This is a genomic window from Ferrigenium straubiae, from assembly GCF_051257895.1.
Classification (GTDB): Bacteria; Pseudomonadota; Gammaproteobacteria; order Burkholderiales; family Gallionellaceae; genus Gallionella; species Gallionella straubiae.
In genome coordinates, this window is the sequence record NZ_CP194331.1 from 1115514 (window position 1) to 1140190 (window position 24677).

At 60.0% G+C, this 24677-nt stretch carries 20 protein-coding genes and 1 pseudogene; 1 reads left to right on the forward strand and 20 read right to left on the reverse strand.

Annotation, left to right across the window (positions count from 1 at the left end; translation table 11 throughout):
- Positions 1–51: 51 nt before the first annotated feature.
- Complete coding sequence (serB, locus tag ACRRNM_RS05160) at positions 52–888, reverse strand: phosphoserine phosphatase SerB (RefSeq protein ID WP_435627170.1); 837 nt, start codon at positions 886–888, stop codon at positions 52–54.
- A 142-nt stretch (positions 889–1030) separates the two neighbouring features.
- Here serB and ACRRNM_RS05165 point away from each other — a divergent pair, with 142 nt between their 5' ends.
- A complete protein-coding gene (locus tag ACRRNM_RS05165) occupies positions 1031–1645 on the forward strand; it encodes a pentapeptide repeat-containing protein (protein ID WP_435627171.1) in 615 nt (204 codons plus the stop codon).
- Between the two features lie 54 nt (positions 1646–1699).
- On the opposite strand, the gene ACRRNM_RS05170 is transcribed toward ACRRNM_RS05165, so the two are convergent.
- The 19 genes and pseudogenes from ACRRNM_RS05170 to ACRRNM_RS05260 form a co-directional block, all read right to left on the reverse strand.
- Entirely contained in the window at positions 1700–3394 is a 1695-nt protein-coding gene (locus ACRRNM_RS05170) for a putative bifunctional diguanylate cyclase/phosphodiesterase (protein ID WP_435627172.1), read from the reverse strand.
- 31 nt (positions 3395–3425) lie between these two features.
- A complete protein-coding gene (locus ACRRNM_RS05175) occupies positions 3426–4499 on the reverse strand; it encodes a protein-glutamate methylesterase/protein-glutamine glutaminase (protein ID WP_435627173.1) in 1074 nt (357 codons plus the stop codon).
- Positions 4487–5008: a chemotaxis protein CheD gene (locus ACRRNM_RS05180; protein ID WP_435627174.1), complete on the reverse strand. Its 522-nt coding sequence runs from the start codon at positions 5006–5008 to the stop codon at positions 4487–4489. Before ACRRNM_RS05180 ends, ACRRNM_RS05175 begins: the two co-directional genes overlap by 13 nt.
- Complete coding sequence (locus ACRRNM_RS05185) at positions 5008–5874, reverse strand: CheR family methyltransferase (protein WP_435627175.1); 867 nt, start codon at positions 5872–5874, stop codon at positions 5008–5010. Before ACRRNM_RS05185 ends, ACRRNM_RS05180 begins: the two co-directional genes overlap by 1 nt.
- 29 nt (positions 5875–5903) lie before the next feature.
- The gene (locus ACRRNM_RS05190; RefSeq protein ID WP_435627176.1) at positions 5904–6209 is read right to left on the reverse strand and encodes a hypothetical protein; all 306 of its coding nucleotides are present in this window, start codon (positions 6207–6209) and stop codon (positions 5904–5906) included.
- Positions 6210–6289: 80 nt separating this feature from the next.
- On the reverse strand, positions 6290–8167 hold the full coding sequence (locus ACRRNM_RS05195) for a methyl-accepting chemotaxis protein (protein ID WP_435627177.1): 1878 nt from the start codon (positions 8165–8167) through the stop codon (positions 6290–6292).
- 42 nt (positions 8168–8209) lie between these two features.
- Positions 8210–10120: a methyl-accepting chemotaxis protein gene (locus tag ACRRNM_RS05200; RefSeq protein WP_435627178.1), complete on the reverse strand. Its 1911-nt coding sequence runs from the start codon at positions 10118–10120 to the stop codon at positions 8210–8212.
- Positions 10121–10158: 38 nt separating this feature from the next.
- Positions 10159–11655: a methyl-accepting chemotaxis protein gene (locus ACRRNM_RS05205; protein ID WP_435627179.1), complete on the reverse strand. Its 1497-nt coding sequence runs from the start codon at positions 11653–11655 to the stop codon at positions 10159–10161.
- A 130-nt stretch (positions 11656–11785) separates the two neighbouring features.
- Entirely contained in the window at positions 11786–12331 is a 546-nt protein-coding gene (locus ACRRNM_RS05210; RefSeq protein ID WP_435627180.1) for a chemotaxis protein CheW, read from the reverse strand.
- Positions 12332–12451: 120 nt separating this feature from the next.
- Entirely contained in the window at positions 12452–14092 is a 1641-nt protein-coding gene (locus ACRRNM_RS05215) for a methyl-accepting chemotaxis protein (RefSeq protein ID WP_435627181.1), read from the reverse strand.
- A gap of 144 nt (positions 14093–14236) precedes the next feature.
- Positions 14237–16414, reverse strand: coding sequence for a chemotaxis protein CheW (locus ACRRNM_RS05220; protein ID WP_435627182.1), 2178 nt, complete (start codon positions 16412–16414; stop codon positions 14237–14239).
- Positions 16415–16529: 115 nt separating this feature from the next.
- A pseudogene (locus tag ACRRNM_RS05225) lies at positions 16530–16802 on the reverse strand (winged helix-turn-helix domain-containing protein); the annotation flags it as partial.
- Positions 16803–16915: 113 nt separating this feature from the next.
- Positions 16916–17239: an STAS domain-containing protein gene (locus ACRRNM_RS05230; RefSeq protein ID WP_435627183.1), complete on the reverse strand. Its 324-nt coding sequence runs from the start codon at positions 17237–17239 to the stop codon at positions 16916–16918.
- A gap of 19 nt (positions 17240–17258) precedes the next feature.
- Positions 17259–17627, reverse strand: coding sequence for a response regulator (locus ACRRNM_RS05235; RefSeq protein WP_435627184.1), 369 nt, complete (start codon positions 17625–17627; stop codon positions 17259–17261).
- 9 nt (positions 17628–17636) lie between these two features.
- The gene (locus ACRRNM_RS05240) at positions 17637–18821 is read right to left on the reverse strand and encodes a methyl-accepting chemotaxis protein (RefSeq protein WP_435627185.1); all 1185 of its coding nucleotides are present in this window, start codon (positions 18819–18821) and stop codon (positions 17637–17639) included.
- A 258-nt stretch (positions 18822–19079) separates the two neighbouring features.
- The gene (locus ACRRNM_RS05245) at positions 19080–19727 is read right to left on the reverse strand and encodes a response regulator (RefSeq protein ID WP_435627186.1); all 648 of its coding nucleotides are present in this window, start codon (positions 19725–19727) and stop codon (positions 19080–19082) included.
- Complete coding sequence (locus ACRRNM_RS05250) at positions 19724–21226, reverse strand: histidine kinase (protein ID WP_435627187.1); 1503 nt, start codon at positions 21224–21226, stop codon at positions 19724–19726. The genes ACRRNM_RS05245 and ACRRNM_RS05250 overlap by 4 nt, the downstream gene beginning before the upstream one ends.
- A 16-nt stretch (positions 21227–21242) precedes the next feature.
- A complete protein-coding gene (locus ACRRNM_RS05255; RefSeq protein ID WP_435627188.1) occupies positions 21243–21695 on the reverse strand; it encodes a response regulator in 453 nt (150 codons plus the stop codon).
- Positions 21696–21704: 9 nt separating this feature from the next.
- Positions 21705–24572, reverse strand: coding sequence for an MASE3 domain-containing protein (locus ACRRNM_RS05260; RefSeq protein WP_435627189.1), 2868 nt, complete (start codon positions 24570–24572; stop codon positions 21705–21707).
- Positions 24573–24677 lie beyond the last annotated feature (105 nt).

Genomic DNA, 24677 nt, shown 5'->3' on the forward strand with positions numbered 1-24677 from the left:
CCTGCCCAGAAATATCTCAGGTTATTGTACCGGCAAACCCTCGCCCGGGCTTTAGCCGGCCAGCAGATTCAACATGCCGTCCAGCCCGACGAAATTCAGCGCATAGCTGGCCTGTTCGCGCACCACCGGCTTGGCGTGATAGGCGACGCTGATGCCGGCGCGCGCCATCATCTTCAGGTCGTTCGCGCCGTCGCCCATCGCGATGACCTGCTCCGGCCGGAGCTCAAGTTCCTCGCGGGTTTTCACCAGCCAGTCGGCCTTGGCCTGCGCATCGAAGATCTTGCCCAGCACCCTGCCGGTCAGTTTTCCATTCTCGATTTCCAGCGTGTTGGCATAGGCAAAATCGAGACCGAGACGCGCCTTGAGGCGCTCGGTAAAAAACACGAAGCCGCCGGACACCAGCAGCGTCCGGATGCCGTGCTCCTTCAATTTGGCCAGCATGATTTCCGCGCCGGGCGAGAGCCTGAGGCGCTCGTCGTACACGCGCTGCAGGGCGTGCTCGTCCAGCCCTTCGAGCAAGGCGACGCGGCGGCGCAGGCTCTCGGCGAAATCGATCTCCCCGCGCATCGCCGCCTCGGTGATCGCCGCGACCTGCGGCTTGAGCCCGTGCATGCCGGCGATCTCGTCGATGCACTCGATGGTGATCAGCGTGGAGTCCATGTCCATCACCAGCAGCCCGAAATCGCCCAGCGAGCGGCCGCGCGGCACGAAACCGTAATCCAGCTGGTGCTCGAAACAGTAGTGCGCAATCTCCGGATGCGACTGCGCTTCGGTCAGGCGGCAGACATGCCCGGCGACCTGCTCGCGCTGTCTGGCCTGTGACAGTTTGGACAAGTGATCCAGATGGATGGCGGCTATGGGGTGGATAGCCTGGACGATGAGGTTCATGGTTCGGTGATGTAAAAAGCGGTGCGGTTTTGCAGCGGCGATTATCCGTCATTTCGGCCGGATTTTCCCGCCCATCAAAAGACTAAAGGGTGCAGGCGCGGTAAACTGTCGGAAGTTAACCATGAACCGAGGAAAGCCCCCCGTGAAAACTCTTGCCAGCTGTCTTGCCCTTACCGCCGCCCTGCTGTTCGCCTCCGTTGCCGAAGCGCAGCAAACCGTCAACGGCTGCCTGATCAAACGCCGGACCACCTGCCCCGGCGCCAACCTCGCCGGTACTGACCTGACCAAATCCAATTTATCCAGCGCCGACCTGTCGGGCGCCAACCTCGCAGGCGCCAACCTGAGCTTCGACAAGATCGCCGACGCAAACCTGAGCAGGGCCAACCTGTCCGGCGCCAACCTCACCGGAACCGTCCTGACCGGGACTTATTTGAACAACGCGAATCTGTCGCGCGCCGTCCTGGACAAGGCTGACCTGTCGCAAGCCACCCTGACGGACGCCAACCTCAGGGAAGCAAGCCTTGCGGGCGCAAACCTGTCCATGGTCAACCTCAAGGGGGCCGACCTCACCGGCGCCAACGCCAGAGGCGCGGTGTTTGCGATGACGAGCCTGGTCAATGCCAACCTCACCCGCGCCGATCTCACCGAGGCAACGCTGATCGGTACCAACCTGGGCAGCACCATCCTGGAAGGTGCGAAATTCTGCAGAACCACCATGCCGGACCGTAGCGTCAACAACAGCGGCTGCGCGAAGTAAAGGCGCCGGCAGGCCTGCGGGAGCGGCAGGCACTGGCCGACCCGCACCGGAGCCCTATCCCTGGGCGTCACGCTCCAGCAGGCGCGCCAGTTCGCTGGCCTCCATCGGCTCGCCGTAAAAATAACCCTGGACTTCATCGCAGCCGTTGAGCTTCAGGAAGTCGGCCTGCATCTGGGTTTCCACGCCTTCGGCGATCACCTTCAGCTTCAGGCTGCGCCCCATCCCGATGATCGCCATGACGATGCCGTCGTCGTTGATGCACCCCTTGCAATCCCTCACAAACGACCTGTCGATTTTCAACTTGTCGATGGGGAAGCGCTTCAGGTAGCTGAGCGACGAATACCCCGTGCCGAAATCGTCGATCGCGATCTGGATGCCCATTGCACGCAATTCGTCGAGGATGGCGATGACCATCTCCTCGGCGTGCATCGCGATATTTTCCGTAATCTCCAGTTCCAGGCATCCGGGATTCAGCCCGGTCTCCTTCAGCGCATCCCCGACAACACCGGCAAGCCCCGGCTGCCGGAACTGCATCGCCGAGAGGTTGACGGCAACGCGGATGGGCGGCAGCCCCGCATCCTGCCATCGCCTGTTCTGGGCGCATGCCGTGCGCAACACCCATTCGCCGACGGCGACGATCAGGCCGGTCTCCTCCAGCAGGTGAACGAACTCGGCGGGCGGGACCATGCCCAGTTCCGGATGCCGCCAGCGGATCAGCGCCTCCGCCCCGACAATCCGGCCGCTGAACAGGTCGAACTGGGGCTGGTAGTGGAGCACGAACTGTTCTTTTTCCAGCGCGTGGTAAAGGGCGGTCTCCATGGTCAGGCATCCTTTTCCGCGGGTGCCCATTTCCGGCCTGTATGCCTGGTAGCTGCTGCCTCCATCCGCCTTTGCGCTGTAGAGCGCGGACTCCGCATTCCTGAACAGCTCGTCCCACTTCCTGCCGTCCCTCGGGTAGAAGCTCACTCCCACGCTTGCCTTGACGAACAGTTCCTGCCCGTCGACCCGGAACACTCCGTCCATGCATTGGTGGATCGCGGCCGCGAGTTCCGAGGCCTGCGCCTCACCGTCCAGATACGGCACGACGGCGACAAACCTGTCGGCGCCGAGCCGCGCGATGAAATCGTCTTCTCCGAACGCCATGCGCAGGCGCCCGGCCGAGTCGAGAAGCACCTTGTCGCCGGCTATCACGCCCAGCGTATTGATGATCTTCCGGAAACGGTTGAGGTCGATCAGGAAAACGGCGAACGGATTGCCTGCCGGGTGCAGCGTCATCGACCTGAGGTGCCTGAACAGGTGCTCGCAGTTCGGCAACCCGGTCAAACCGTCGAAATGCGATGCACGGTAGAAATCTTCCTGTATCTCCTGCAGCTCGGCCTGCATCGCCGCCTGAAGGAGTTCCCGCTCGACGGCCGGCGCCAGCCGCGACAGGTTGTCCTTGTGAATGAAATCCCTCGCGCCATGGCGCATCACCTCCGCCGCCACCTCATCCGTCATCAGCCCGGAAACGATGATGAAAGGCGTATCCCTGAATGTTTTCCGCACGATGCGCAGGGCCGACATCGAGTCCAGCGCGGGCAGGTTATGGTCGCAGATCACGACATCCCAGGGTTTTAGCTCCAGCACGGCCCTGAGCCTCTCCTCGGTATCGACGCGTTGATGCTCGACCGTGAATCCGCCCCCGGTCAGTTCGTTGCGGATCAGCTCGAAGTCGTCTTCGGAATCCTCTATCGCCAGAACACGCAGCATTTTCTCCATCGCACTCACACTTGCCTCCCTGCTATCGGTTCAACCCTGCAATCGCCCCGGCGATTGCGCCGAGCGGCAGGGTCTTGATGACCGCGCCCCGCTTGGCCGCTTCCTTGGGCATGCCGTACACCACGCATGTCTGTTCGTCCTGCGCGATCGTCAGCGCGCCCTCGTTGCGCATTTCGAGCAGCCCCGCCGCGCCGTCGTCGCCCATGCCGGTCATGATGATGCCCAGCGCATTCTTGCCCGCGCACTTGGCCACCGAGCGGAACAGCACATCCACCGAGGGGCGGTGGCGGCTCACCGGCGGCCCGTCCACGATATCGACGTGGTACTGCGCCCCGTTGCGCTTCAGCAGCATGTGCCTGCCGCCCGGCGCGATCAGCGCCCGCCCCGGCAGCACCCGGTCTCCGCTCCTGGCCTCGCGCACCTCGATCCGGCACAGCTCGTTGAGCCGCGCCGCGAATGCGCCGGTGAATTTTTCCGGCATGTGCTGCACGATGACGATGCCTGGGCATACCTGCGGCAGCGCGGTGAGTACCGCCTCCAGCGCCTGGGTGCCGCCGGTGGAGGTGCCGATCGCCACCACGCGCTCGGTGGTTTCCGCCATGGCGTGCGTCGCGGCGGAAAGGATCGCATCGGCGGATAGTTTGGGCGGCGGAGCAATTCCCGCCGCCGGCGCGGATGGCACCAGCTTGCGCGGGTTGGCATGCGCCGCAGCCTTGATCGTGCTGACCAGGTCGTCCGAGGAATTTTCCAGGAACTTCTTCAATCCCACCTTGGGCTTGGTGACGATGCTGAATGCGCCCGCCTCCAGCGCCTGCATGGTGGTTGCAGCGCCCTTCTCTGTCAGCGTGGAGCAGATCACCACCGGCGTCGGGCGCTCGGCCATGATCTTTTTCAGGAAGGTGATACCGTCCATGCGCGGCATCTCCACGTCCAGCACGATCACATCCGGCCAGCGTGCGCGCATCTTCTCCATGGCGAATACCGGGTCGGAAGCCGCACCGATGAGCTCGATGCCCGGCTCCTCCGCAAGCGCGGCGGACAGCACCTGGCGCACCACGGCGGAATCGTCGACGATCAAAACCTTTATTGCGAACATAACATTCCATTCTTGTTAGCGCCGCTTGCCGGAGGCTGATGGCGCACCCAGACATGGCCGCTCCAGATGTCGAAAAATATGTTGCGGTGCCCGGCCCCGCCCAGGTGTTCGGCACAGGACGAAAAACCATGCCGTTTCACCAGGATCCGCGCCATCTCGACGTTCTTCGCGCCTACGTGGTCGTCCCTGACCGCCTGATGCGCGGAAAACATGTGCCCGCCGCCGAACAGCTTGACCTGGTACTCGCCGGGCCGGGTAGCGGCCTTGCCTATTTCGCGCAGCATCAGCTCCATCGCCTCGTCGGCATAGCGCCCATCCAGCGCACTGCGTTTCCCGGCAGGGTGCCTGGGCAACATGTAGTGGCACATCCCCCCCAGCAGCAGATCGGGATGCCACATCGTGATCGCGACGCAGGAGCCAAGCAGCGTGCGGATGCGCGTATCGCGTTCGCCGAAATAAATTTCGCCCGGCTGCAGGAATATCTCGATGACATGCGCCGGTTTCTTCATCAGCCCGGTTTCCGGTACACCGAGGGCACGACCATCTGCATGGTATCCGTCACGCCGTTCAGGCTCTCGGAATGCCCCACGAGGAAATACCCGCCGGGGCGCAGCAGCGGCAGCAGCCGCGACACCACCTGGCGCTTGGTTTCCTGGTCGAAATAGATCATCACGTTGCGCAGGAATATCGCGTCGAACTCGCCCAGCTTGCCCGGCGTATCGGTCAGGTTGTGCTGCATGAACCGCACCCGATCGCGCAAAGACTGCTCGACCAGCAGCGTGCCGTCATACTCGCCGACTCCCTTGAGGCAATAGCGGTTCAAATAGGCTTTGGGAATTTCCGGCACGCGCGCAATCGGAAACAGCCCGCTGCGCGCCTTTTCCAGGACGCGCGCGCTGATGTCCGAGGCCACCACTTCCCAGGGTTCGCTGCCCAGCAGTTCGTCCAGCAGCATCGCGATGCTGTAGGGCTCCTCCCCGCTGGAACAGGCAGCGCTCCAGATGCGCAGCCCCTTCCCGGCCTTGCGCGCCGGAACGATGCGCTGGCGCAGGAAATCGAAATGCTTCGGCTCGCGGAAGAAATGCGTCTCGTTGGTCGTCAGCGAATCCACCGCAACCTGCAGTTCGGCCTTGCCATGCGCCGAGGTGATGAGGCGGAAGTAGTCGCCGTAACTCACGAGATTGTGATGCTTCAGCCGCTTCGCCAGCCGGCTGGAGACCAGTTGCCTCTTGGCAGGGGACATGCTGATGCCCGCAATGCGGTAGATCAGGTCGCGAAACTGCGCAAACTCCTGGTCGTGCAGCGCAACATTGGCATCCAGTGGATTTCCGCCATGCCCGTGCGCCGGTTTTAGATGTCCTGCCGTTTTGTGCATTCTTCCTCCTGTTCGTATCGGTACGCCGGTCAGCCCGCGTTCCCCCCGCGCATGTCGATCAGCCGCCTCGCCTCGTCGCTGAGCGACCTGACCCTCAAGTCCAGCAGGATGTCTCCCGCAGCAAACACCACCTCGCCTACCTCGGCCTGCAGGCCCGCCACGGCGGGCGGCTGCTGGTCGTTCGGCGGAGGAACGATGACCTGCAGATCGCACGCCATCCCGGCCGGCAAGGCATGTTCTCCGCGCAGCACCGCGCGGCTCGCGGAAACCTCCACCGCCCTGGTGGAGAACCGCCTGCCATCGCCCGATTCGACAAGTACCCGCCAATAACGCATTTCACAAAAACCGGTAAGGATGTGCCGGGAAATGCAGTTTTTCTATCCGCCGGACCGGGACCCGGCCTGCATCCCCGGCTTCACGCGGCCACCTTGAAGAACGTCATCAGGTTCTGCAGCTGCATCGCCTGGCCGCTCATCTCCTCCGCCGTCGCCGCCAGCTCCTCGCTGCTCGATGCGTTCTGCTGGGTGATCTGGTTGAGTTGCTCCATCGCGGTGTTGACCTGGCCGACTCCCGCCGATTGTTCTTCCGACGCCGCGGCAATCTCCTGCACCAGATCGGATGTCTTGCTGATCGCCGGAACGATTTCATTCAGCAGCTTGCCTGCGCTTTCGGCCTTCTCTACGCTGCCGCTGGCGAGTTCGCCGATTTCCTGCGCCGCGACCTGGCTGCGCTCCGCAAGCTTCCTGACTTCGGCTGCAACCACCGCGAAGCCCTTGCCGTGTTCCCCGGCACGCGCCGCTTCGATCGCGGCGTTCAGCGCCAGCAGGTTGGTCTGATAGGCGATGTCGTCGATGATGCCGATCTTGCCCGCGATCTGTTTCATCGCACCCACGGTCTGCGTCACCGCTTCGCCGCCCGCAACCGCCTGTTTGGCCGCCGTCGATGCCATGCCGTCCGTGACCTTGGCGTTTTCGGTGTTCTGGTTGATCGAGGCGGACATCTGTTCGACCGAGGCCGAGGTCTCTTCCACGCTCGCCGCCTGCTCCGAGGTCGCCTGGCTCATGCTCTGCGCCGTCGCCGAGACTTCTTCCGACGCGCTCGACAGCGCATCCGCCGAACTCCTCACTTCGCCGATGATGCCGGAGAGCTTTTCCACCATGCCCTTGGTTGCGAACAGCATGCTGCCGGTATCGCTATCCCTGGTTTGCACCTGCACCGTCAGGTCGCCATTGGCAATACGAGCCATCACTTCCGCCGCATAGGCTGGCTCGCCGCCCAGCTGGCGGAGAAGATCGCGCGCGATCAGAATGCCGGCCAAGCTGGCGACAAGCAGCGCAATCAGGGTAATGGCCAGATAGAGCAGCAAGGCATTACGAGCCTCTTCGGCGTGTTCGGTGGCATGCTCGTCGAGATACACGCTCATCTTGTCTTCCGCCGCCTTCAGCAAGTTGAGTTTCTGGGTGATTGTGCCAAGCCACTTGGCAGGATCGACACCGAAATTACCTTCTACCGCCTTGTCCAGTGCAATTTTTTGCATCGCATCCACTTCGCTGGCGATACTGCTCTTCTCGACATCCTGGTAAAGGCGCTTCATTTCCTCCGCCCCGTAATCCTGGAATGCCCTGAAATGCATATTCTGCTCTGTCAATATTGCCAGCAACCTGGGGTAATTCTCACGATCGAACTGGTTGGCCGCAAATATCGGATTGAGTGTTGCGCGTGCACGGCCCGTCATTTCCTTGCCTTCCAGGAAATGCATAAAAGCAGTGGTCTGCATCAGTATTTCGGAATTATTGCTGGCAAACACCGTGTGCTGGACGATCTCGATGAGCAGGGAAATGGTGCCGGTGTAGTAGACATAGCTTTCCTTGGGCGTGAATCTGAGAGTGCTGATGGATTCCCTGGCTTGAGCAAGCTTGGCCAGCTCGGCATCGGCAGCCTTGACCACGGCATTCATCCCACTGGCCGCTACCGTTCCGGAAGCCTGCTCAAGAAACGCCTTGAATTCGGCCAGCGCCTTGTCCGTAATCTGCCGCTGCGCTTTCAGCTCGGCCGAAAATTTCTCGCCCTTCGACGACAGAAACCCGGCAGTTAGCCCGCGTTCGGTCTGATACTCATGAATGACCGCACTCGTCTTGTTGGTCAGATCGATTAGAATTTTCAGCTCCGCCATGTTGTTCATGGTGCTGTACTTTTCCAGCAGCACATTCACGGAATAAAACAACAGCCCAAGCAGCGCCGGCAGCAACATCAACATCAGCTTTGCCCTGAAAGATAATTTTGTGACACTCATTTCAACTCTCTCCTAAGTTATTTCTCGTTTTTGATTTTTGATTTACTGCTTTTGATTTATTGCTGCCTTGCCGCCCCCATTCCCCGCCTTGAAGAACGCCATGAGGTTCTGCAGCTGCATCGCCTGGCCGCTCATCTCCTCCGCCGTCGCCGCCAGTTCCTCGCTGCTCGATGCGTTCTGCTGTGTGATCTGGTTGAGCTGGTTCATCGCGGTGTTCACCTGGCCGACTCCCGCCGATTGTTCTTCCGACGCCGCGGCAATCTCCTGCACCAGGTCGGATGTCTTGCTGATCGCCGGGACGATTTCATTCAGTAGCTTGCCTGCGCTTTCGGCCTTCTCTACGCTGCCGCTGGCGAGTTCGCCGATTTCCTGTGCCGCGACCTGGCTGCGCTCCGCAAGTTTCCTGACTTCGGCTGCCACCACCGCGAAGCCCTTGCCGTGTTCCCCCGCGCGCGCGGCTTCGATCGCGGCGTTCAATGCCAAGAGGTTGGTCTGGTAGGCGATGTCGTCGATGATGCCGATCTTGCCCGCGATCTGTTTCATCGCACCCACGGTCTGCGTCACCGCTTCGCCGCCCGCAACCGCCTGTTTGGCCGCCGTCGATGCCATGCCGTCCGTGACCTTGGCGTTTTCGGTGTTCTGGTTGATCGAGGCGGACATCTGTTCGACCGAGGCGGAGGTCTCTTCCACGCTCGCCGCCTGCTCCGAGGTCGCCTGGCTCATGCTCTGCGCCGTCGCCGAGACTTCTTCCGACGCACTCGACAGCGCATCCGCCGAACTCCTCACTTCGCCGATGATGCCGGAGAGCTTTTCCACCATGCCCTTGGTTGCGAACAGCATGCTGCCGGTATCGCTATCCCTGGTTTGCACCTGCACCGTCAGGTCGCCATTGGCAATACGAGCCATCACTTCCGCCGCATAGGCTGGCTCGCCGCCCAGCTGGCGGACTATGCCGCGCGTGACCAGGAAACCGATCGTGCCGGAGGCGATCAGCGCCGCTAGTGAAATTGCCAGATACAGCATGAATAAATTCCATGCCTCACCCGCGTGCTCGACCGACTTTTTGCCGATAAACCCGGCCTGCTTGTCTTCCGCATCCATCTGCGAGTCGAGCAGCTCGGTCATCGACTTGAACCATCTCTCCGGGGAGACTCCGAATCCGCCCTGAGTCGCCTTCTCGTCGAGGATTTTCAGCATTGCGCCGATTTCGCGCACATATTCGCTGTTGTTGTTTTCATTGTTGATGTCCAGCATTTCCTTCGAGGCAAATTTCCGGAAGGTGCTCAGGAATACGAATTGCGATCCCTGTTCGAATTTGATCTTGGCATAGCCGGCGTCATCCAGCTTGTCGACCGAAAATACCTTGTTGACCAGGGCGCGCAGCTTTCCGTTCTGCTCCTTGCTGCGCATGAGAGAAGTGTAGGCCATGAGCCATTGCGTCAACTCGTCGTCCCTCGAATAAAAAATCACCTTTTCGTTAACGGTGATGATCTGGTCGATGGTATTGGTGAAAAAACCGATGCCCTCATCGGGCGAAATTCCGAATGTACCGATGTTCTCCCTGATCTTGTCGAGCTTCCCGAGGCTGGCCAGCAATCCATCAACGTCGCTTTTCAGGTTGCCCAATTCCAGGATGGCCGAGTCGTGCCCGAAGGCAGTCTTGATTTCTGCAATCTCCTTGTCCACCGCCTGCCTTTGCTTGCCCAGTTCGGCGGAAAACTTTTCGCCCTTCGACGCAAGAAAACCGGCGGTCAGCCCCCGTTCCTTCTGCAGTTCGTGGGCCAGATCACCGTTGCGTTCGGTCAGTTTTATCAATACGGACAAGTTTCTCGCTTCGACCGCCTTGCTGTAGTTGTCCCGTAGCAAAATCGCCGAACAGACCAGCAACCCAAGCAAAGCCGGCAACAGCATCCATACCAGCTTTGCCCTGAAAGACAATTTCACACTACCCATTTCCCAACTCTCCCCATCAAGTCGTTTTCGTGCCCGGATTACTGCTGCCTTACCGCACTATCGACCTTGAAGAAAGTCATCAGGTTCTGCAGCTGCGTCGCCTGACCGCTCATCTCTTCCGCCGTCGCCGCAAGCTCCTCGCTGCTCGACGCATTCTGCTGGGTGATCTGGTTGAGTTGCTCCATCGCGGTGTTGACCTGGCCGACGCCGGCTGACTGTTCTTCCGACGCTGCGGCAATTTCCTGCACCAGATCGGATGTCTTGCTGATCGCCGGAACGATTTCATTCAGTAGCTTGCCTGCGCTTTCGGCCTTCTCTACGCTGCCGCTGGCGAGTTCGCCGATTTCCTGCGCCGCGACCTGGCTGCGCTCCGCAAGTTTCCTGACTTCGGCTGCAACCACCGCGAAGCCCTTGCCGTGCTCGCCCGCGCGCGCAGCTTCGATCGCGGCGTTCAATGCCAAGAGGTTGGTCTGGTAGGCGATGTCGTCGATGATGCCGATCTTGCCCGCGATCTGTTTCATCGCACCCACGGTCTGCGTCACCGCTTCGCCGCCCGCAACCGCCTGTTTGGCCGCCGTCGATGCCATGCCGTCCGTGACCTTGGCGTTTTCGGTGTTCTGGTTGATCGAGGCGGACATCTGTTCGACCGAGGCCGAGGTCTCTTCCACGCTCGCCGCCTGCTCCGAGGTCGCCTGGCTCATGCTCTGCGCCGTCGCCGAGACTTCTTCCGACGCGGAAGACAGCGCGTCCGCCGCGCCGCGAACTTCGCCGATGATCTGCGACAGCTTGCCGGTCATGTTCTGCATAGCAGAGAGCAACTGGCCGGTTTCGTCCTTGCTCGTCACTTCAACTTTCACGGTAAGGTCGCCTTCCGCGAGCCGGTTCGCCACTACAACCGTGTCATTCAACGGACGGGTGATGCTGCGCGTGATGAACCAGGCGGCAATGCTCCCCAGTGCGACAATGACGATACACAAGGCAACGATCCATTGGATTACCGCTGCGACAACATGGTGCATATGCGCCGATTCCTGCCCCATGGACTGGGCATTGCTTTCGAGAAGCTGCTTCAACCCCTGATTGACCGCCTTATCGGCGCTCTTGATGGCCTTATCGATCTCATTGGAATTCTTGCCTCCGGCCTTGAGTATCACCGCCTCTTCCATCGCCTTGCGGTAATTCGCGACACCGTCGATCACCTGTTTCAGAAGCTTGTCTTCTTCCGCACCAATTTCGCCGACGGCTCGATAATCGGTAACGGCCTTTTCAATCTCGGCCATGTGGTTGTTGAATTTGGCTGCATAATCGCCGCCGCGCAGCACGTAGTTCTTGAAGCTCTGAATGCCTTCCTGCAGGCCGCCGAAGCCGTCCGAGAGCGCGGCTTGTTTGCGCAAATTGATTGTCTCGAAACTATTCCACTCCGCAGCGATTTCCCGCACCTTCAGCCAGGAAATACCACCAAGCAGCAAGGCCAGCAGGATCACCAGACCGAACCCCATCCCCAGCTTTGCGCCGATTTTCATGTCCTTAAACATAATCAGATTCTCTTTCCAAGGCAGATATTAAAAATTTGTCATTCCGGCGCAAACCGGAATGACAAAATGGTTCTGGCTGACAATCCGCGCTAACGTGCGTGCGGCGCACGCTACGCTCGCTGCAATGCGATTACTGCGTATGAGCCTCGCCGCCGCCCACCCCGGCCAGGGTGGCAATTTCATCCACCGACAGCACCTGCTGGATGTTGAGGATGATGACGAACTTGCCTTCGATTTTTCCCATGCCGTCGATAAAATCAGCGCGGATATTGGCGCCAAAGGAAGGCGCCGGTTCGATTTCGCCGGCGGAAATTTCCAGCACCTCGTTCACCGCATCGACCATCACGCCGATGTCCTGGGTCTCCTCGCCGTTCGCCACCTCGATGATGACGATGCAGGTGCGCCGCGTGATATCGGTGGCGCGCTTGCCGAAGCGCGCGCCGAGGTCGATCACCGGCACCACCGCGCCGCGCAGGTTGATCACGCCGCGGATGAAATCCGGCATACGCGGCACCTCGGTGAGGTTGCCGTACTCGATGATCTCCTTGATCGCCAGGATGCCCATCGCATAGGTCTCGCCGCCCAGCATGAAAGTGAGGTATTGCTGCTGATCCTGTTGCGCGGCGGCGTTTGCCGCGGCTGGCAGGCTCTTGTTGATTTGTGCGACTGCGTTCATGTCTGTTCCTTTTCTGAAAGTTGTAGGTTGTTGTAGGTCGGGTTTTAACCCGACATGTCGGGCTGAAGCCCGACCTACAGGGGCTCCCCTCGCCACTTTGGGGAAGGGAGAGCCTCGCCCCTAGAACTTCACGAAACCGCCGCCTGCCCCTGCCGCCGCCAATGCGAGCTTGGGCGCGGGATGCTGCCTCTCTGCGGTCGGCTTGCCCGCTGCGGCCTTGGGTGCTGCGGGAGTATTCTTTGCCAGTGCCACGGAAGCCGTGCCATCCACCTTGAAGAACGCCATGAGGTTCTGCAGCTGCGTCGCCTGGCCGCTCATCTCCTCCGCCGTCGCCGCCAGCTCCTCGCTGCTCGATGCGTTCTGCTGGGTGATCTGGTTGAGTTGCTCCATCGCGGTGTTGACCTGGCCGACTCCCGCCGATTGTTCTTCCGACGCCGCGGCAATCTCCTGCACCAGATCGGATGTCTTGCTGATCGCCGGAACGATTTCATTCAGCAGCTTGCCTGCGCTTTCGGCCTTCTCTACGCTGCCGCTGGCGAGTTCGCCGATTTCCTGCGCCGCGACCTGGCTGCGCTCCGCAAGCTTCCTGACTTCGGCTGCAACCACCGCGAAGCCCTTGCCGTGTTCCCCGGCACGCGCCGCTTCGATCGCGGCGTTCAGCGCCAGCAGGTTGGTCTGATAGGCGATGTCGTCGATGATGCCGATCTTGCCCGCGATCTGTTTCATCGCACCCACGGTCTGCGTCACCGCTTCGCCGCCCGCAACCGCCTGTTTGGCCGCCGTCGATGCCATGCCGTCCGTGACCTTGGCGTTTTCGGTGTTCTGGTTGATCGAGGCGGACATCTGTTCGACCGAGGCCGAGGTCTCTTCCACGCTCGCCGCCTGCTCCGAGGTCGCCTGGCTCATGCTCTGCGCCGTCGCCGAGACTTCTTCCGACGCGCTCGACAGCGCATCCGCCGCGCCGCGAACTTCGCCGATGATCTGCGACAGCTTGCCGGTCATGTTCTGCATAGCAGAGAGCAACTGGCCGGTTTCGTCCTTGCTCACCACTTCGATCTTCGCCGTCATGTCGCCGTCCGCCAACTGGTTGGCCACGCCCACCGCCACGTTCAGCGGCCGGGTGATGCTGCGGGTAACCCAGAAGGCAAAACCGAAGGCGATCAGGATCGCGCCAGCGGCCAGAATCAGGATCAGGCGTTCGGTCTCTGTCGCCAGGGCGTTGGCTTCATCGCCCACCTTATTCATCGAGGCGGTCTGATAGTCGATCAGCGCTGTAACCGCACCGGTATAGTCGCGCTGCGATTTGCGTATTTTGGTGAGCATCAGATCGACGGCTTCATCGCGCTTTCCGGCCTTCATCAATTCCAGGAACTTTTCCTGGTCCACGACATAGATCGCGCGCGCATCCGTTACTGCACCGAACAACTTCTTGCCTTCTTCGGAACGGACCGTCTTCTCCAGCTTGCCGAGGTTCTCGTTGATTGTATTTTTCGCCTCACCAATCCGGGCAAGTTCGTTCGCCACGTCTTCGCTGCTTTTTACCAGCGCCATATTGCGCATGGCGCGGGCGATGGTATTGACCCCGTCGACGGTGTTATTTGCCCAAACCGTCTTGGGGAACTTGTCGGTGACCATGTCGGTGATGTTGTCGTTAAGCTGGTTTACCCGCACATACGAAACGGCGGAAATTATCACAAGGAGCAGCACGACTAAACCGAAGCCGAGTCCGAGCCGCATCCCGATACGTAAATTTTTTAACATTATTTTCTCCCTAAAAATTACAACCACTCCACTTCACGCTTACCCATTCCCAGGCGGGCTCCCGCAAAAAACCGATAAAGCAACAATCCCGATCCAACCGTTCCCGCAGAAACCCGAGCGACGCGCGTTGCGTTGACTCCCGGCCTACGTCGCCTGCTCCACTGCCGTGCCGCCGGAACGCACGGCCACCTGCCCCATCAGCCCCGGTACATCGAGGATCAAGGCGACCTCGCCGCTGCCCAGGATGGTGAAGCCGCCGATGCCGCTGACCCGGTTGAACACCTTGCCGAGCGGCTTGATGACGGTCTGGAATTCACCCATCAACCGGTCCACCACCAGTCCGGCCTTGTGCTCGCCGTACCTGACCACCACGACGTTCTCGCGCCGCGCGGGTTCGCCCTCCACCTCGAAGTGCTCACGCAGCCTGAGATAGGGCAGCACTTCGCCGCGCAGGTTGAGGTAACGCCCGTCGCCGCCCGAGTTCTCCCAGGCGGCGCGCTCGATGCATTCCACCACCATGTCGAGCGGCACAACGTAAACGGAGTTGCCGACGCCGACCAGGAAACCGTCGATGATCGCGAGCGTGAGCGGCAGACGGATGCGCACCGTCGCGCCCTGGCCTTCCTCGCTGTCCAGGTTTACCGTGCCGCGCAACGCGGTGATGTTGCGCTTGACCACATCCATCCCGACGCCGCGCCCGGAGAGATTGCTGATTGTCTCGGCGGTGGAGAAGCCCGCCTCGAAGATCAGGTTGTAGATTTCGCGGTCGCTGAGGTTGTCCCCTTCGTTCACCAGCCCGCGCTCGATGGCCTTCTTGAGGATGCGCTGCTTGTTGAGGCCGCCGCCGTCATCGGAAACCTCTATGACGATGCTGCCGGCATCGTGGTAGGCATTGAGCTTGAGCGTGCCCTTGGCCGGCTTGCCGCGCGCGATGCGCACCTCCGCAGATTCGATGCCGTGATCCATCGAGTTGCGCACCAGATGGGTCAGCGGATCGCCGATTTTTTCCACCACGGTCTTGTCGAGCTCGGTTTCCGCGCCGCTGATGACCAGGTCGATGTCCTTGCCCAACTCCCTGCTCACGTCGCGCACCACGCGCTGGAAGCGGTTGAAGGTTCCGCCGATCTGCACCATGCGCAGCTTGAGCGCGGAATCGCGCACCTCTTCCACCAACCGGGATAATGTGGCGGTCGCTTCGAGCAGGTCGGCATCGCCGTTGCGCTCGGCGATCAGGTTGGTGCCGGCGCCGGCGATGATGAGCTCGCCGACCAGGTTGATGAGACCATCCAGTTTGTCGGCATCGACGCGGATCAGGTTGGCTTCGGCGCTCTTGTGTTCCTTGACCTGTTTCTGCTTGTCCAGAGCGGCTTCCATTACCGGCTGCTGCACCATATGCGCCTCCACCAGCACTTCGCCGAGTGGGCGCGGCGGCGCCGTGCCGTCACCGTGCTGCAAGCGCAGCGCGGCATCCAGCTCCAACTGGGTCAGCGTGCCGCAGCGCAGCAGCATTTCGCCGACGCGCAGGTCTTCTTCGGGCAATTCTGAGATGAGCCGCAAATAATCGGTGATCTTGCTGCGCGGCGGAAGGATGCGGATCATGCAGTCCTCGCGCACGAATTCGAATACACCTTCGATGGTGGCCTTGTCGGCATTGCTCTCGAAGCTGATCTCAAAGCCGAGGTAACAGCTTTCCGGGTCCATCTCCCCGGCCGATGGGATATTGTTCAGCAGGGTGACGATATGCTGGATGTCGCCCAGCGTGCTCAGGTAGCGGATGAAGGACAGCGGGTCCATGCCGTTGCGCAGCACGTCCTTGCCGAAGCGCAGCGAAATATGCCACAGGTCGGTCTCGACCTCGCCGCCGCCTTCGCTGGTAAAGGAGTGCTCATGCTCTACCGGCATCGTCGCCTTGGTCGTTTTTGCCGTGTCGCCGCCCAGATAATCGCTCAAGCATGCGACAACCGCCTTGCTCTTTTCCTGGATTTCCTCCGTTGGCTCGACACCCCCCGCAGCCAGATACTCGATCAGTTCCGCGAGATGATCGCAACTGGAAAGCAGCACTGCAACCAGCTCTCCCTCGATGCGCAATTCGCCGTTGCGCACGCGGTCCAGCACGCTCTCCGCGACATGCGTGAAGGCGACGATATAGTCCAAGCCGAACAGCCCGGCCGATCCCTTGATGGTGTGTGCGGCGCGGAAGATGGCGTTGATCAGCTCCTCATCCTCGGGAGATTGCTCGATACGCAACAGCGCATCCTCCATGTCCTGCAGCAGCTCGCGGCTTTCCGCGATAAAGGTGTGCAATGCTTCGTCGAGATTCATGTTCTACCTTTCAGCCCAAAACGGCAGATGGCGCATGGGCCACCGTGTTCATCAAAACTGCATATGTACTCTGCATCGATTTCTCGTCCCGCTTTTCAGAACCATTCCGGATGCCGGAAAAGCGATAACCGCTTCCGTGCACGGTCTGGATCAGACCATCCAGCCCGAACGGCTCCAGTGCGGCGCGCAGACGCCGGATATGCACGTCCACCGTACGCACTCCGACCAACACTTTTCTGCTCCACGCCTGATCCACCAACTGGCTGCGGCTATGCACCCGTTCGGGGTGGCTCATGAAAAAAAATAGCAGGCGGAATTCCGCCGGCCTCAGCAAGACAAGGATGCCGTTTGCCTTCACACGGTATGTGTCGATGGATATTTCCAGGCCTCCTGCAATGATCTGCCTTACCCCTGCCTTCATTTCCGGACCATCACTCCCCGCACATTCAGTTAAATTCAGCACCAATGGCATCGTTTGCCCTTCCGGAAATTTGCCACCGTTCAACCTTGTGCAGACGAAATCACCACCGGATCGCCAAATACACCCGCCAGGTTGCACAAATCCAGCATGTCCAGCACCGCCTGGCTGTGCGCAACGAAATGCAGCGGCTTGTTACCTTCCGCCGCCTCGCGCTTGGCCAGCGCCAGCAACTGCAATCCGGCCGCATCGATTTCACTGACATACGCCAGATTCATCTCGATTTCATTGCAAGCCGCCATCGCGGCGAGCAGGCTTTCCTTTACCTGCGCCGCGGAGTAAATGGTCATTTCCCCATCGATGCCGATGCGGCAGATTCCGTTTTCATTTACGACATTGACGTTCATGGCGTTATCCCTTTCAACCTTACGGCATGATCAGTTTGGATACCGCGGCCAGCATCTGCGCGGGCTGAAAGGGCTTGACCACCCAAGCCTTGGCGCCGGCCGCCTGGCCTGCGGATTTCTTGCCTTCGCCGGATTCGGTCGTCAGCATGATGATCGGGGTGAACTTGTAGTCCGGCAGCTTCTTCGCCTCGGTCACGAAGGTGATGCCGTCCATGTTGGGCATGTTGACGTCGCTGATGATGAGGTGGATTTTCTGCCCGTTCAGCTTGGACAGCGCGTCCTTGCCGTCGCACGCCTCGAGCACGTCGTAGCCCGCGCCCTTGAGCGCAATGCCCACCACTTGGCGCAGCGATGCGGAATCGTCCACCACGAGTATTGTTTTTGCCATCTCGCCCTCCTAGAAAAATGAAATCTCAGATGCATTAGGTGCTGCTTGAATCTTGCCGCCATGGTTGCCATGTTCTTCCGCCATCGCATAGGTGCTCTCGATTTCCTGCAATAGCTGCCCGGCGGCGACCGGCTCGAGCCTGCCGTTGCATTCGAATTCCGTCTGGCTTTTCTCCAGATAACCCGGCAGGCTGCCGATGTTGTCGCGCACATGGCTCAATATCTGGCTGACGCGATCCTGGAACTGGAGCTGCACCAGCGACATCGCAACCTCGTCCTTGATGCCGTCGCTTTCCTTGCGCAGGATGCCGCTCGACTCGGAAAGCCCGTCGGTAACCTGTTTGAAATTGCCCAGCACGCTGCTGATTGCGGTTTCCGAAGCAATCAGCGCTCTCGCCTCGCCTGCCGCAGTCTGTTCGGATGTATTTACCGCCGCGCTGATCGCGGCGCTGATGACCTTTACTTTTTCGCTGATCTGCTTGCCGGTTTCCTTGGAAAGCGTGGAAAGCTTCCTCACCTCGTCAGCCACCACCGCAAATCCCCGTCCCGCTTCGCCTGCCCGCGCCGCCTCGATGGCGGCGTTCAGCGCCAGCAGGTTGGTCTGGTCGGCGATGCCCGCCACGTCGATGGCCATTTTTTCCAGTTCGGCGATGAATTGCAGCAGCTCGCTGATCTCGGCGAGCATGGTTTCCTTATGCCGCATCGCATCGCGCAGCGAACTGACCACCGCACCCAGTTCCTTCTCGCCGCTGGTGAACACGCTTACCAGGCCGCCGTCTATGCCTTCGGATGCCGCTTCGGATGCCTTCAGCGCCGCATCCAGCTTGTCCACGATGCCGGAGAAACGCACCATCAGGTCGAGAATGGCAGTCTCCATCTGGCTCCTGCCGGTTTCGACCTGGCGCACCCATACCGGCACGACATCGCGGCCCAGCATTTGCAGGCTGAGGAGATAATCCCCCGTTTGCGCCCTGAATGCCGCATCGGCTTCTGCCTGGATGGTTTTTTTAACGGATTCGATATCGGCGGCATGCCGGCCGGAAAGGAATGTGCAACCGGCAACGGTGGAAAGCAGAATTGCGAGAATGGCAATAGCGGCCTGCCAAGTGAAGCCGCCGATAACTGCCAAACCGATTATCCCTGTTACCGCCGGAACCGCCGTGTAGGCCCAGTATTTTTTTGAACTTATAGCCATGCTCCCATTTCACCCAGTCTCCCCCTCCTCACATCCTGCATGCATTGGCCCAAAATCAGCCTGCTGGCTTTCCGCAACGAATGCTCACAACATGTGCCATATTTTTTATATATCGGGGGGCGCGGCATATTGACGTGCCGACAGGAAAGAAACTATCGGACGATATTTAAAGTTCCAGTAGGAAGTCAGGAAGTGAGGCGGGTAGGAATAATCCTACAGGGCAAACGGGGCCGTGATACAACCAAACTATCTATCTATCTATAGATCGCCCGGCATCTCCACCAATTGGTGGCGGATGGCGTAATGGATCAATTCGGCGCTACTGGCCATTTTCATTTTCTGCAGGATTCTGGTCTTGTGCGTGCTGATGGTTTTCACGCTCAACGACAGTTCATCGGCGATACCGCCGACCGGCATACCGGCAACAATCATCCGGAAAATCTGGTACTCACGATCGGAAAGCAGCGTATGGGAAGCGGGGTTGTGATTGCAGCCAAGTTCAAGCGCCAGCCGCTCGGCGACCCCAGGGCTGATGAATACGCCACCGCCGGCGACTTTCCGGATCGCCGCAACCAGCTGGTCCGGTGCGCTTTCCTTGGTCATGTAGCCTGATGCACCGGCCTTCAGCGCCCTGACTGCATACTGTTCCTCCTTGTGCATGCTGAGCACCAGGATTGCCAGCTTCGGCTTTTCGGCCTTGGCCAGCCTGACCAATTCAGTCCCGCTCCGGCCGGGCATGGACATATCCATCAGCGCCACATCGAACGGCTGTTCGCGCAACAGCCTGAGCATTTCCACCCCGTTGGCGGCCTCGCCCTCAACGATGAAATCGCCCTGCTCGAACAACAGTTGTCTTAAACCGCTCCGCACGATCGCATGATCGTCGGCAATCAGTATCCGTATCATTCGTCCAATCCCGCAAAATCATCCGGCTTTACCGGGATGATGGTCAGCACCGTAGTGCCTCCTCCCGGCGTGCTGAACAAATGGAAGTTCCCGCCCAGGCTGTGAGCGCGCTCCCGCATCCCTATGATGCCCAGCGAATTGCCCCCCTTTTCGCCCGCCAAACCCATTCCCTTCCCGTTGTCCGCCACCATGAGCAGGAGTTTGCCATCGTAGCACCCCAGCGAAATCAGCACCTCCTCGGCTTGTGCATGGCGCGCGGCATTGGTAAGGGATTCCTGCACGATCCGGAAAGCGGCGGTGGACACTTCCGCACCCAGGCTCCCGGCATCCCGGCAGTTGCCGTCCCTTTGCTCCGTATCGATTTCCAGCCGAATATTGGTATTCGTTCGTTCGCCGAAATCCTCGACCAGCCATTCGAGCGCCGCCGCCAGACCCAGGTCGTCCAGCATCATCGGCCGCAAATCCGCCGCCACCCTGCGCATTGCATCCAGCGTCTCGTCGATCAGCTTCGACATGGAGGCAACCTTTTCCGCCATGCCCGGCTGCTCCCTTGGCAAATGTTTCGTGAGCCACATTGCATCGAGCTTGACTCCCGTCAGCATTTGCCCGAGTTCGTCGTGCAGTTCACGCGCAATCCGCGTTCTTTCCTCCTCGCGCACAGTCTGCGAATAGGATAGCAGTTCCCGCAACTGTTCACGCGACTCCAGCAACTCGCGCTCGGCCTGCTTGCGCCGGCTGATGTCCTGAAAGGCGACCACGGAAGCGACGGCCTTGCCGTTCTCCATGATGGCGCTGGCGACAAAGGACACCGGCATGAGCGATCCGTTCTTGCGCAGGAAGGCATCATCCTCCGTCCTGCACACCCCTCCGCTCCTCAACACTCCGAGCACCCCGCAACAGGATTCCGGCAAGGGCGGGCCATCCTGCTTCTGCGAATGGATAAACCGGTGCATATCCTTGCCGCGCAACTCGCACGCCGTCCATCCCAGCAGCCGTTCGGCCTCCGGGTTCATGAAAACAAGCCTGCCCTCGCTGTTGAGGACGAATATCCCCTCGCCGAGCGTGGCGGTAACCCCATCCAGCAGCCTCTCGTTTTCCTGCAGTCTTTCCTGCGCCTGCCGGTGCTCGCACCGCATCGCCGCTTCCCGCAATTCGCGCTCGATTGCCGGCACCAGGCGCGCAAGCTTGTCTTTCATGACGAAATCTCTGGCGCCCTCCCTCATCAACGAAACCGCGCGTTCTTCGCCTACGCAGCCGGATACAATGATGAAAGGGATATCCGCCTCCGTTTCGCGCAGCACCGCCAGGGCTTCATTGGCGCCGAACCTTGGAAGGCTGAAGTCGGAAATGACCACATCCCATCTGCCATCCTTCATCGCCGCGCGCATTTCCGCCCCGGTCTCCACCCTTTCGCTGACAACCTTGAAAGCCGCATTATTCAGTTCGAAAAGGATCAGGCCGGCATCATCCGGCGAGTCTTCAACCAGCAGAACGTGCAAAGGCCTCTGCTGCATTTTATCTACGGCATGTATTCACAGCTTCATTCCATACCAGCCAGTACAGGCCGAGCTGGCACACCGCATCAATGAACCGGTTGAAGTCCACCGGCTTCTGAATATAACTGTTGGCGCCCAACGAATAACTGTCGATCAGGTCTTGCTCCTCCCTGCTGGAAGTCAGCACTACGACCGGCAGGAACCTGGACCGCTCATCCGCCCGTATCCGCTTGAGCACTTCCAACCCGTTCACCTTGGGCAGCTTTAAATCGAGAAGCACCAGTTGCGGCATATCGCAGGCATCTCTTCCCGAATATTTTCCGGCCGCAAACAGGAAGTCCAGGGCATCCTGCCCGTCCCTGGCAACCACCAGTTCATAGGCAAATTTGCATTCCTTGAAGGCCAGTCTCATCAGCTCCTCATCATCCGGGTTGTCCTCCACCAATAGAATAGTGCGTTTATCACTTTTCATTCTGCCGCCTCATGTTTTTCTCACTCTTTGCGGCAACGTAAAGTAAAACGTAGCCCCCTGACCTTCTTTTCCTTCCGCCCACACTCTACCATTATGCCGGTGGATGATTCGCTGCACCGTAGCCAGCCCGATTCCGCTTCCCTCAAACTCATCCGCCCCATGCAGGCGCTGGAAGGTGCCGAATAATTTATGGACATAGTCCATGTTGAAGCCGTCGCCGTTATCGCGCACGAAAAAAACCTCTTCCCCATCGATGGTGCACTTGCCGAATTCGATTTCCGCCTCGGCTTTCTTGCCGGTGTATTTCCAGGCATTGCCCAGCATGTTGTCCATCACGATACGCATCAGCCCAGCATCAGCCCTCACAGGCATGCCGGGCTGCAAAATGAGCCGCACTTGCCGTTCCGGATTCGCCCTGAAAAGGTCATCTGCAACATGCTCCGCAACTTCGCTCAGATCAACCGGTTCCCGCCTGAGCGGGCCGCGCGCCACCTGAGAAAGCTGCAACAAATCGTCGATGAGACGATCCATACGCTGGCTGGCGCGGCACACGCGCTGCAAGTAATCCCTTCCCGTCGCATCCAGCTTGTCATGGTAGTTTTTCAGCAATATATGGCTGAAACCGTCGATGCTGCGCAATGGCGCACGCAAGTCGTGAGACACAGAATAACTGAACGCTTCGAGCTCCTTGTTGATGATTTCCAACTGGCGGGTGCGCTCCTTGACCCTCCGCTCCAAATCAAGGTTGAGCTGTTTGAGTTCGGTTTCCGCCCGTTCCCGGCATTCCCGTTCGGTAAAGGCATCCAGCGAAAACGAGATATCGGCGGCCAATTCCAGCATCAGGCTGACGATATCCGCCGTAAAAAATTGCGTTTCCGCAGCATAGACGTTCATTGCGCCAACCACGATGCCCGCTTCACGGATCGGAAAGGCGGCAGATGCGCGGAAGCCGCGCATCCGCGCCCCATCCCGCCACGGCATCATGCCCGGGTCATGCTCAATATCCTGGCAGACGGCATGCGCGCCTTCGCGGATCGCCCGGCCGGTCGGGCCGTTGCCGGTGCGCTCGTCGTCGAGCAGGATGTCGAATTTGCTCAGCAGATAATCCTTTTCCACACCGGCATGGGCGACGGGTATCACCCAGTTCTCGTCCAGCATGCCGATCCAGGCAAACCGGAAAAGCCCCGACTCGATGGCGGCCTCGCAGATCGCCGTAAAAAGCTCGTTTCTGTCCCGGGAGCGCACGATCGCTTCATTCACCCGGCTCAGCAAGCGATACGCCCGGCTTAGCCGCTCGATCTCCACTTGGGCGTTCTTGGCCGCGGTAATGTCCTGCATCATGCCCATGCCCGCAAGGATGTTGCCCTCCGCGTCGCGCTCGACCCGGGCGCAATTCCTTATCCAGCGCGTTTGCCCGCCGATCACGATGCGGTGCTCGATGTCATAAGCCGCACCCAGCATCGCCTCGCCCCAGGCATTGAGCAACAGTTCGAGGTCGTCGGGATGAATGGCTTTAACGAAAATTCCCGGATCAAAGACTTCAAGATTGAAGGCTTCCATATCCGACGCCTCAAGGTCGATGACAGGCTGTTGCGCGATGCCGAACAGGCGGCAAATTTCTTCCGAGCGCTCCGCCCGGCCGGTGCGGGCGTCGAAGCTCCAACTGCCGATCTTGCCGATGGTGCGCGCGATGCCGAGGCTCATCTCGTTGCGGCGCAAGGTTTCTTCCGCCTGTTTGCGCTTGGTAATGTCGCGCGACAGAACGATGAAGCGCGGCTCCTGCCCCGCCCCGACGGGTTTGCGGGAAACGGAAAGCTCGAACCAGCGCTTGTCTCGCGCAAGCGGCAATTCAAATGTCCTGCCATGCGACCGCCCGCTTTCCTGCGCCTCCCGCAAGGCCGACATGACCACGTTTGCCGCATCGGGCGGCAGCACATCGGCCACCGTTTTCCCCAACATGTCTTCAATAGGCATCGCCAGCAAATCCAGATGCGCGGTATGGCAATCGTAGTAGCGGCCATCCAGCCCGAGCTCGAACAGCAGGTCGGGAATGGCGTCGATCGTCGCCTGCAGTTGGTTTTGCGACGCGCCCAAGCGGCCGTAAGGGCTTTCAATCGTCTCGACGAAAATCGCCCGATACAGGAACAGGTAGGCAATCGCCTTGTACACATGCCCCATCAGGTTGTAAACATCGGCCACCCTGACATAGCGCGTGAAGAAAAATCCGCTCAACGCCATCACGCACACCGCGCCGAACAGCGCCGCCGCATCGAACGGCAGCGGCTTGCGCATGCGTCGCCACAGCACCAGCGCGGCGGCGAAATTGAGCGCGATGATCGCGTATTCCCAGCCGATCTTGATTGCGGTGAGCCCTTGTCCCGGAGCGAAGGTGCTCGGCAGTTCGTCCTGATGCGACAGGATCAGCCAGTAGGCAAATGCGGTAACAGAAACCACCGCCGCAAACAGCTTGTAGCGGGTCACGGCAGAGGTCAAGGGGCGCCACGGCATAATGACGGCCGCAAGCAACGCAACGGCGGCCAGCGACCGCTCAGCCAGCCAGAAATCGATCGCCTTCTCCGCGCCGCTCGGCGTCACGAAATCCGGCATGCCCTCATATGACAGCATGTGCGCGAAATTGAGCAGCCCCACCCCGAGGAATGCACAGGCAAGCAGTACGATATTGCCGGGTAAATTACGGTGATAGGAATGACAGCCCGCCGCAAAGATCAGCATGGATACGACGAGGGCAAAAGTCTCAAACAACATGTGCAGCGGCAGGTATCCCGGAAAGTTGCGCATGCCGGTGACGACGGAAAACGGGAGCGTCAACGCCGCGCCGATCGCCAGCAGCGTGATGACAATGGCAATGCGGAACATCGGTTCTCTGTGACTGGAATGCAGGCTCATCTCGCCCTTTTCCGGTATGCGTGCGGATTCATGCTGGTAGCGCTCTTGTGATGTAACGTCGATGTTTGATTTTTG

What these genes read in the sequence shown, in the direction of transcription:
- ACRRNM_RS05170 (WP_435627172.1), bottom strand. Translation starts at nt 3,394, where the DNA reads ATGCTGCGTGTTCTGGCGATAGAGGATTCCGAAGACGACTTCGAGCTG.
- ACRRNM_RS05205 (WP_435627179.1), bottom strand. Translation starts at nt 11,655, where the DNA reads ATGTTTAAGGACATGAAAATCGGCGCAAAGCTGGGGATGGGGTTCGGT.
- ACRRNM_RS05240 (WP_435627185.1), bottom strand. Translation starts at nt 18,821, where the DNA reads ATGGCTATAAGTTCAAAAAAATACTGGGCCTACACGGCGGTTCCGGCG.
- ACRRNM_RS05260 (WP_435627189.1), bottom strand. Translation starts at nt 24,572, where the DNA reads ATGTTCCGCATTGCCATTGTCATCACGCTGCTGGCGATCGGCGCGGCG.
- serB (WP_435627170.1), bottom strand. Translation starts at nt 888, where the DNA reads ATGAACCTCATCGTCCAGGCTATCCACCCCATAGCCGCCATCCATCTG.
- ACRRNM_RS05235 (WP_435627184.1), bottom strand. Translation starts at nt 17,627, where the DNA reads ATGGCAAAAACAATACTCGTGGTGGACGATTCCGCATCGCTGCGCCAA.
- ACRRNM_RS05200 (WP_435627178.1), bottom strand. Translation starts at nt 10,120, where the DNA reads ATGGGTAGTGTGAAATTGTCTTTCAGGGCAAAGCTGGTATGGATGCTG.
- ACRRNM_RS05195 (WP_435627177.1), bottom strand. Translation starts at nt 8,167, where the DNA reads ATGAGTGTCACAAAATTATCTTTCAGGGCAAAGCTGATGTTGATGTTG.
- ACRRNM_RS05230 (WP_435627183.1), bottom strand. Translation starts at nt 17,239, where the DNA reads ATGAACGTCAATGTCGTAAATGAAAACGGAATCTGCCGCATCGGCATC.
- ACRRNM_RS05190 (WP_435627176.1), bottom strand. Translation starts at nt 6,209, where the DNA reads ATGCGTTATTGGCGGGTACTTGTCGAATCGGGCGATGGCAGGCGGTTC.
- ACRRNM_RS05215 (WP_435627181.1), bottom strand. Translation starts at nt 14,092, where the DNA reads ATGTTAAAAAATTTACGTATCGGGATGCGGCTCGGACTCGGCTTCGGT.
- ACRRNM_RS05185 (WP_435627175.1), bottom strand. Translation starts at nt 5,874, where the DNA reads ATGCACAAAACGGCAGGACATCTAAAACCGGCGCACGGGCATGGCGGA.
- ACRRNM_RS05245 (WP_435627186.1), bottom strand. Translation starts at nt 19,727, where the DNA reads ATGATACGGATACTGATTGCCGACGATCATGCGATCGTGCGGAGCGGT.
- ACRRNM_RS05255 (WP_435627188.1), bottom strand. Translation starts at nt 21,695, where the DNA reads ATGAAAAGTGATAAACGCACTATTCTATTGGTGGAGGACAACCCGGAT.
- ACRRNM_RS05210 (WP_435627180.1), bottom strand. Translation starts at nt 12,331, where the DNA reads ATGAACGCAGTCGCACAAATCAACAAGAGCCTGCCAGCCGCGGCAAAC.
- ACRRNM_RS05175 (WP_435627173.1), bottom strand. Translation starts at nt 4,499, where the DNA reads ATGTTCGCAATAAAGGTTTTGATCGTCGACGATTCCGCCGTGGTGCGC.
- ACRRNM_RS05180 (WP_435627174.1), bottom strand. Translation starts at nt 5,008, where the DNA reads ATGAAGAAACCGGCGCATGTCATCGAGATATTCCTGCAGCCGGGCGAA.
- ACRRNM_RS05220 (WP_435627182.1), bottom strand. Translation starts at nt 16,414, where the DNA reads ATGAATCTCGACGAAGCATTGCACACCTTTATCGCGGAAAGCCGCGAG.